The organism is Enterobacter sp. PL_is511 (assembly GCF_055816065.1).
Genome location: NZ_JBVPGP010000012.1, coordinates 90694 through 98922 on the forward strand (window position 1 = coordinate 90694; position 8229 = coordinate 98922).

Consider the following 8229-nt stretch of genomic DNA (forward strand, 5'->3'; position numbering starts at 1 on the left):
TCCGCAAAAGTTCACGTTGGCTTTAGTTGTTCGAGTTTTGAGAGAAACTCGCTGACGGTGCGGGGACGTCAAGGGTCAAACACGTGCCGCCTCGTCTATGTGGTGTATTATTCAACAGAATGCTTGATAGGGATAATCGTTCGTTGCTATGCTATCTATCGCCATGAACTATCGTGGCGACGGAGGATGAATAATGAATATTCGTGATCTTGAATACCTGGTAGCGTTAGCCGAGCATCGTCACTTTCGCCGCGCGGCAGATTCCTGTCACGTCAGCCAGCCCACGCTGAGTGGCCAGATCCGCAAGCTGGAAGACGAGCTGGGCGTGATGCTGCTGGAGCGCACCAGTCGTAAGGTTCTGTTCACACAGGCAGGTCTTCTGCTGGTGGATCAGGCGCGCACCGTGCTGCGCGAGGTCAAAGTGCTCAAGGAAATGGCAAGCCAGCAGGGGGAGGCGATGTCCGGCCCGCTGCATATTGGCCTGATCCCAACCGTTGGCCCGTACCTGTTGCCGCACATCATTCCGATGCTGCACCAGACGTTCCCGAAACTCGAAATGTACCTGCACGAAGCGCAAACCCATCAGCTGCTGGCGCAGTTAGATAGCGGCAAGCTCGACTGCGCCATTCTGGCACTGGTAAAAGAGAGTGAAGCCTTTATTGAAGTGCCGCTGTTCGATGAGCCGATGATGCTGGCGATCTATGAAGATCACCCGTGGGCGAACCGCGATCGCGTGCCGATGGCCGATCTGGCGGGTGAAAAGCTGCTGATGCTGGAAGATGGCCACTGCCTGCGCGACCAGGCGATGGGCTTCTGCTTCGAAGCGGGTGCGGATGAGGATACCCATTTCCGCGCAACCAGCCTGGAAACGCTGCGTAACATGGTCGCGGCGGGAAGCGGTATAACGCTGCTGCCTGCGCTGGCCGTGCCGCGCGAGCGTAAGCGTGATGGCGTGGTCTATTTGCCGTGCATCAAGCCGGAGCCGCGTCGCACTATCGGCCTGGTATATCGTCCGGGTTCACCGCTGCGCAGCCGCTATGAGCAGCTGGCAGAGGCCATCCGTGGTTCGATGGATGGCCATTTCGACAGCGCGTTAAAACAGGCGGTTCAGGCCGTTTAGTGCCGCTACCCGGTAGGCTTCCGCCATGGTCGGGTAGTTAAAGGTGGTGTTAACGAAGTACTCAATGGTGTTACCACCACCTTTCTGCTCCATTATCGCCTGTCCGATATGAATGATTTCCGCGGCGCGTTCACCAAAGCAGTGAATCCCGAGGATCTCTTTCGTCTCGCGGTGGAACAGGATCTTCAGCGTTCCCACGCTCATCCCCACGATTTGCGCCCGCGCCAGATGTTTAAACTGCGCACGACCCACCTCGTAAGGCACCTTCATAGACGTCAGCTGCTGCTCGGTTTTCCCTACGGAACTGATTTCCGGGATGGTGTAGATGCCCGTCGGGATATCTTCAATCAGATGCGCCGTCGCTTCGCCTTTTACCAGCGCCTGTGCGGCAATGCGTCCCTGGTCGTAAGCGGCTGAGGCCAGGCTTGGGTAGCCAATCACGTCGCCGACCGCGTAAACGTGTGGCAGGGCGGTCTGATACATGCTGTTGACCTTCAGCTGACCGCGGCTGTCGGTCTCAAGTCCGATATTTTCCAGCTGCAGGGAATCGGTGTTGCCGGTTCGGCCGTTGGCGTACAGCAGGCAGTCTGCTTTCAGCTTCTTGCCGGACTTCAGGTGCATGATCACCCCGTCGTCACAGCCTTCGATCTTCTCGTACTCTTCGTTGTGGCGAATGACCACGCCGCTGTTCCAGAAGTGGTAGGAGAGCGAATCTGACATTTCCTGATCGAGGAACGCCAGCAGGCGGTCGCGGGTGTTGATCAGGTCAACTTTGACGTCCATTCCGCGGAAGATCGACGCATATTCGCAGCCAATAACTCCTGCGCCATAGATAATGACGTGGCGGGGTTCATGGTGCAGGCTCAGAATCGAATCGCTGTCGTAGACGCGCGGGTGCGAGAAGTCCACGTCGGCCGGATGGTATGGGCGTGAACCGCAGGCAATCACAAATTTTTCAGCGGTAATAGTTTCAACCGACCCGTCGTGGCATTCGAGTGCCAGGGTGTGTTCATCCACAAAATGCGCGTTGCCCTGCAAAATTTCGCAGTGGTTACGCTCATAAAACCCCTGACGCATACGCGTCTGCTGGTTAATGACGGTATCCGCGTGATTCAGGATGTCGGCAAAAGATGAACGAAGAAGTCGGGAATGGTCGCTGTAAAGAGGGTTCTGGTTAAATTCGATAATGCGGCTAACGGCGTGGCGGAGGGCTTTCGAAGGGATGGTGCCCCAGTGGGTGCAACCGCCGCCGACATTATGGTAGCGCTCGATGACCGCTACTCTGGCTCCCTGTTTCACCAGACCCATAGCAGCGCCTTCGCCGCCGGGGCCGGAACCAATAACTATTGCGTCGTAATCGTAGGAATGTGGCATGGCAAGGCTTACCTGTTCTTATACATAAAAGCAACAGAATCATAACATCATTGCCAGAGTAACCCAATTATCGTTGTGCTTTTTTCCGGCAGTGGAGCACAAACCGCACGTAAACAATCATTCACAAAGCCAGGCAAACAGATTAATTTTATTCTCTGGTATAGTGCCATCAGGCCTTTGGAAGGATTCAACTATCGTGATGGGCGTAAGAGCACAACAAAAAGAGAAAACCCGGCGTTCGCTGGTGGAAGCCGCATTCAGTCAACTGAGTGCCGAGCGGAGTTTTGCCAGTTTGAGCCTGCGCGAAGTCGCACGCGAGGCCGGGATTGCGCCAACGTCCTTCTATCGTCACTTCCGTGATGTGGATGAACTGGGCCTGACCATGGTCGACGAGAGCGGCCTGATGCTGCGTCAGCTGATGCGCCAGGCGCGTCAGCGTATCGCCAAAGGGGGCAGCGTGATCCGCACCTCCGTGTCGACCTTTATGGAATTTATCGGCAACAATCCCAACGCGTTTCGTCTGCTTCTGCGCGAGCGTTCGGGCACCTCGGCAGCGTTTCGTGCCGCCGTCGCGCGCGAAATTCAGCACTTCATCGCGGAACTTGCCGACTATCTTGAACTCGAAAACCATATGCCGCGTGCGTTTACTGAAGCACAGGCCGAGGCGATGGTGACGATTGTATTCAGCGCGGGTGCCGAAGCGCTGGATGTCAGCATTGAACAACGCAAGCAGCTCGAAGAGCGACTGGTATTACAGCTCAGGATGATCTCCAAAGGCGCGTACTACTGGTATCGCCGTGAACAAGAGAAACTGGCACATCAAACCGAAGAGTGAAGGTGAGTAATGAAACAGTCAGGTCAGGATAAAGGGACGCTGTTGCTGGCATTGATCGCTGGCTTATCCATTAATGGTACGTTTGCCGCTATTTTTAGCTCAATCGTGCCGTTTTCGATTTTCCCGCTTATTGCGCTGGTGCTGACGGTTTATTGCCTGCATCAACGCTACCTGAACCGCACCATGCCGGTGGGGTTACCGGGGCTGGCCGCCGCCTGCTTTATTCTGGGCGTATTGCTGTACAGCACCGTGGTTCGCGCGGAATATCCGGATATCGGCTCTAACTTCTTCCCTGCGGTACTGTCTGTGGCGCTGGTGTTCTGGATTGGCTCGCGCATGCGTAGCCGTAAGAGCCAGTTACCAGAGTAAAGGGTTTTGTCATTGTAGGCCGGATAAGCGAAGCGTCATCCGGCTTTTTTGGCAGGTGGCACTTCGCTTACCTGCCCTACAAGGCCATATTACTTCGCCGTGAGGAGTACACCGCACTCCATATGGTGCGTATACGGGAACTGATCGAACAGCGCCAGACGTTCAATACTGTGCGTCTGGCCTAATGTTTCGAGATTCTTGCACAGCGTCTCCGGGTTACAGGAGATGTACAAAATACGCGGGTACGCCTGCACCATCTTCTCTGTTTCGCTGTCCAGGCCACTGCGCGGCGGGTCGACAAAAATCGTCTCACACTGGTAGCTCTTCAGATCGATACCTTCCAGGCGGTTAAACTGGCGAACGCCATTCATGGCCTGGGTAAACTCTTCAGCGGCCATGCGAATGATCTGCACGTTGTCGATATGGTTGGCGGCAATGTTGTACTGCGCGGCGGCCACCGACGGCTTGGCGATTTCCGTTGCCAGCACGCGATCGAAGTTACGCGCCAGCGCCAGCGAGAAGTTGCCGTTACCGCAGTAGAGCTCAAGCAGATCGCCCGTTGACCCTTCCGTCGCCTTCAGCGCCCACTCCAGCATCTGCACGTTCATCGCGGCGTTCGGCTGGGTGAAGCTGTTCTCGACCTGACGGTAAACCATCTCTCTACCCGCTACCGGCAGGCGCTCGTCGATGTAGTCCTGATCCAGCATGATTTTGGTTTTGGTCGCGCGGCCAATCAGGTGAACGTTGATGTTCTGCGCGCGCAGCGCATCGCGCAGCGCTTCCGCCTGCTCGCGCCACTCGTCGTTAAGCGCTTTGTGATACAGGAGAGAGACAATCGCCTGATTGCTTTGCGTGGTCAGGTAGTCAATCTGGAAAAGCTTGTTACGCAGTACCGGATTGTTACGCACACCGTCCATTATCAGCGTCATTAACTGGTTAATGAGCTCGCTCGCCGCCGGAAAGCTGTCCACGCGGATACGGGACTTTGTCTGCTGATCGAAAATGATGTGGTACAGGTCGTCACCGTCGTGCCAGATGCGGAACTCGGCGCGCATGCGGTAGTGGCTGACAGGAGAGCGGAACACCTCGGGAACGGGCGCGTTGAAAGGCGTCATCATACTTTGCAGGCGGACAACTTTCTCTGCCAGCTGCGCGTCGTACTGTTCTGTCGGGAGGTGTTCTGGGGTCATGATGCGTCCTGAGTGATAAAGAATTACGCGGCGATTGTAGGCATTGTTCAGGGGATGTCCAGATTTAATGGCCAATAGCTGTCTGGACATCCATACGTGTCTAATTGTAGCATTCTGTTTCCGGTCTCCTGAGAGTGAAAAGGGAATCCAGTGTAAATCTGGAGCTGACGCGCAGCGGTAAAGACTGGCGGGATGAGCGTTGTAGACACTGTGTAAATGGGAAGTCTTCATCCTTATATAGCCACCTAGCCCGAAGACCTGCCGGGATCACGTCGCATTTGGTTTCATCATCGCGTGCTATCGATGAGGCCTGCGGCATCCTTCTTATATTGTGGATGCTTTAACAATGATTAAAAAAGTATCGCTGTTGACGGCGTTGTCCGTCACGGCATTTTCGGGCTGGGCGCAGGACAGCGCCGACTCGTTGGTGGTGACGGCAAATCGTTTTGAACAACCGGCAAAAACTGTTCTGGCACCGACGTCCGTCGTGACGCGTGAAGACATTGAGCGCTGGCAGGCAAAGAGCGTGGTGGAAATCATGTCACGTCTGCCAGGCGTGGATATCGCGCAAAGCGGTGGAATGGGCTCGAACTCTTCGACTTTTATTCGCGGAACGGAATCTCGCCATGTGCTGGTGCTGGTTGACGGTATTCCTTTGAATAACGCCGGGATCAGCAACGTTCCCGATCTGAGCCAAATCCCGACCTCGCTGATTCAGCGTATTGAGTACATCCGTGGTCCGCGTTCAGCCCTGTATGGCTCCGACGCGATTGGTGGCGTGATTAACATCATTACCGGACGTGATAAGCCGGGTGCAGAAATCTCAGCGGGTGTTGGCTCTAAGGGTTACCAGACCTATGATGGCGCCTTCCAGCAGGTGCTGGATAAAACCAAAATCACCATGGCCGGTAACTACACCTATACCCGGGGTTTTGACATCGCTGCAAAAGATGCGCCGCGCCAGCCTGACCGCGATGGCTTTATGAGTAAATCGCTGTACGGCTCCGTGGAACAGCAGATTACCGACAGCGTGAGCGGCTTCTTCCGTGGCTTTGGTTATGACAACCGCACCGCGTATGACGGTTACGATCACTACGACGCCAACTTTATGGTGGATGGACGACCTGATACTCGCCAGCTCTACAGCCAGAACTGGGATACCGGTCTGCGTTACAACCGGGGGATTTTCCAGTCACAGCTGGTGGCGGGTTACGGTCGCAGTAAAGATCAGAACTATGATCCGAAGAAAGGGCGTTACGCTGATTCCGCCACCATGGATGACGTGAAGCAGTACACCACCCAATGGCTCAACACCGTAGAAGTCGGTCACGGCAACATTGGCGCAGGTCTGGACTGGCAAAAGCAGAAGACCCAGGCTGGAACGGGCTATCTGGAGAAAGGTTACGAGCAACGCAATACCGGCGTCTTTGTTTCGGCGATGCAGCAGTTCAGCAGCGTGACGCTGGAAGCGGCGGCGCGTAATGACGATAACTCTAACTTCGGCAACCATGGCACGTGGCAAACCAGCGCAGCGTGGGAGTTTGTGGAGGGCTATCGCGTCATTGCCTCCTACGGTACCGCTTTTAAAGCACCGACCATGAGCCAAATCCACAGTGCCTCTTACGGTAATCCGGACCTTAAACCGGAGGAGAGTAAGCAGTGGGAAGGGGGCTTTGAAGGCCTGACGGGACCGGTCAACTGGCGTATCACCGGTTATCGCAATGACATTGATAATCTTATTAGCAGCGATCCGCATACGTATCGTTACTACAACGTTGACGAAGCACGTATTAAAGGTGTGGAAGCGACGGCACAGTTCGATACTGGCCCGGTCGGACATCAGATTTCCTATGATTATGTCGACCCGCGTAATGCCAAAACCAACGAAGTACTGGCCCGCCGTTCTAAACAGCAGGTTAAGTACCAGCTTGACTGGCAGGTATGGGATCTCGACTGGAACCTTGCCTATCGTTATCTGGGCACCCGCTATGATGTCGCGATTGATCCAGACACCTATTCGTCAGAACGCGTGAAAATGGGCGGTGTCAGTCTGTGGGATGTCGCAGTTTCGTATCCTGTCACCTCACATCTCACAGTTCGTGGTAAAATAGCCAATCTGTTCGATAAAGATTACGAGACAGTTTATGGCTACCAAACTGCAGGACGGGAATACACCTTGTCTGGCAGCTACACCTTCTAATCCGCGTCCCACCGTGCTGGTGTTTGATTCCGGCGTCGGTGGGCTTTCGGTCTATGATGAGATTCGGCATCTTCTGCCGGATCTCCATTACATCTACGCCTTCGATAACGTCGCTTTCCCGTACGGGGAAAAGAGCGAAGATTTTATTGTTGAGCGTGTGGTGGAAATCGTCACTGCGGTACAAAAGCGCTATCCCCTTGCGCTGGCCGTCATCGCCTGTAATACGGCGAGCACCGTTTCTCTTCCCGCCCTGCGTGAAAAATTCCAGTTCCCGGTTGTGGGCGTCGTTCCTGCAATAAAGCCTGCCGCGCGTCTGACGGCGAACGGCATTGTGGGCTTGCTGGCCACGCGAGGTACGGTAAAGCGTCCTTATACCCGCGAGCTGATCGACCGTTTTGCAAACGAATGCCAGATAGCGATGCTGGGTTCGGCTGAGCTGGTGGAGATGGCTGAAGCGAAGCTGCATGGCAAGGCGGTATCACCCGAGGAGCTGCGTCGTATTCTACGTCCGTGGCTGCGGATGCCCGAACCTCCGGATACCGTTGTGCTGGGTTGTACTCACTTCCCGCTATTACAGGAAGAGCTACTGGAGGTGCTGCCGGAGGGGACACGCCTTGTGGATTCCGGTGCGGCTATTGCCCGTCGTACGGCCTGGTTGCTGGAGCATGAAGCGCCGGATGCGAAATCTACCGATGCGAATATCGCGTTTTGTATGGCCATCACGAAAGAGACTGAGCAACTTTTACCCGTTTTACGCCGTTATGGCTTTGAAACGCTCGAAAAACTGGCGCTGTAGCACGGTTTTGAGCAAAAAAGAGACGGTTGAAAGTTTTTTTTAAAAGAGGGGTTGTCAACGTCTGAGAACTCCCTATAATGCGCCTCCACTGACACGGAACAACGGCTTACAGGCCGCCGGGTTAGCGGGGTTCAGAGATGAACGCCGGCAGAGAAAAGCGAAAATAATCACTTGACTCTGAATGAGGAAAACGTAATATACGGGACCTCGCAACGGTGAGCTTAACGCCGCGTTGCACTGCTCTTTAACAATTTATCAGACAATCTGTGTGGGCACTCAAAGTGACATGGATTCTTAATGTCTTCGGACAATAAATGAATACCAAGTCTCTGAGTGAACATACGT

7 protein-coding genes and 1 riboswitch are annotated in these 8229 nt (G+C 54.7%); of the genes, 5 read left to right on the top strand and 2 right to left on the bottom strand.

Going from position 1 to position 8229, the window contains the following annotated elements; all coding sequences use genetic code 11:
- Window positions 1-193: 193 nt before the first annotated feature.
- Entirely contained in the window at window positions 194-1120 is a 927-nt protein-coding gene (oxyR, locus tag AC0TN7_RS01305) for a DNA-binding transcriptional regulator OxyR (RefSeq protein ID WP_023333839.1), read from the top strand.
- Here oxyR and sthA read toward each other — a convergent pair.
- Window positions 1094-2494: a Si-specific NAD(P)(+) transhydrogenase gene (gene sthA / locus AC0TN7_RS01310; RefSeq protein WP_008501785.1), complete on the bottom strand. Its 1401-nt coding sequence runs from the start codon at window positions 2492-2494 to the stop codon at window positions 1094-1096. The genes oxyR and sthA overlap by 27 nt on opposite strands.
- A 196-nt stretch (window positions 2495-2690) precedes the next feature.
- On the opposite strand from sthA, the gene fabR reads away from it, so the two are divergent.
- On the top strand, window positions 2691-3329 hold the full coding sequence (gene fabR / locus AC0TN7_RS01315; RefSeq protein WP_008501784.1) for an HTH-type transcriptional repressor FabR: 639 nt from the start codon (window positions 2691-2693) through the stop codon (window positions 3327-3329).
- A gap of 9 nt (window positions 3330-3338) precedes the next feature.
- A complete protein-coding gene (locus AC0TN7_RS01320; protein WP_008501783.1) occupies window positions 3339-3698 on the top strand; it encodes a YijD family membrane protein in 360 nt (119 codons plus the stop codon).
- An 89-nt stretch (window positions 3699-3787) separates the two neighbouring features.
- Here AC0TN7_RS01320 and trmA read toward each other — a convergent pair whose 3' ends face one another.
- Window positions 3788-4888 (bottom strand): tRNA (uridine(54)-C5)-methyltransferase TrmA, encoded by a 1101-nt coding sequence (trmA, locus tag AC0TN7_RS01325; RefSeq protein WP_473701775.1) that lies wholly within the window; start codon window positions 4886-4888, stop codon window positions 3788-3790.
- A 104-nt stretch (window positions 4889-4992) separates the two neighbouring features.
- Window positions 4993-5168, top strand: a riboswitch (cobalamin riboswitch).
- Window positions 5169-5234: 66 nt separating this feature from the next.
- On the opposite strand from trmA, the gene btuB reads away from it, so the two are divergent.
- Both btuB and murI read left to right on the top strand, forming a co-directional pair.
- Window positions 5235-7088: a TonB-dependent vitamin B12 receptor BtuB gene (btuB, locus tag AC0TN7_RS01330; RefSeq protein WP_473701776.1), complete on the top strand. Its 1854-nt coding sequence runs from the start codon at window positions 5235-5237 to the stop codon at window positions 7086-7088.
- Window positions 7033-7884 carry a glutamate racemase gene (gene murI / locus AC0TN7_RS01335; RefSeq protein ID WP_473701777.1) on the top strand — a complete coding sequence of 284 codons (852 nt, stop codon included), beginning with the start codon at window positions 7033-7035 and terminating at the stop codon, window positions 7882-7884. The genes btuB and murI overlap by 56 nt, the downstream gene beginning before the upstream one ends.
- The last annotated feature ends 345 nt before the right edge of the window (window positions 7885-8229 follow it).

Bases quoted from the DNA above. Each gene is read 5' to 3' on its own strand.
- oxyR (WP_023333839.1), top strand. From the start codon at position 194: ATGAATATTCGTGATCTTGAATACCTGGTAGCGTTAGCCGAGCATCGT.
- sthA (WP_008501785.1), bottom strand. From the start codon at position 2,494: ATGCCACATTCCTACGATTACGACGCAATAGTTATTGGTTCCGGCCCC.
- AC0TN7_RS01320 (WP_008501783.1), top strand. From the start codon at position 3,339: ATGAAACAGTCAGGTCAGGATAAAGGGACGCTGTTGCTGGCATTGATC.
- trmA (WP_473701775.1), bottom strand. From the start codon at position 4,888: ATGACCCCAGAACACCTCCCGACAGAACAGTACGACGCGCAGCTGGCA.
- btuB (WP_473701776.1), top strand. From the start codon at position 5,235: ATGATTAAAAAAGTATCGCTGTTGACGGCGTTGTCCGTCACGGCATTT.
- murI (WP_473701777.1), top strand. From the start codon at position 7,033: ATGGCTACCAAACTGCAGGACGGGAATACACCTTGTCTGGCAGCTACA.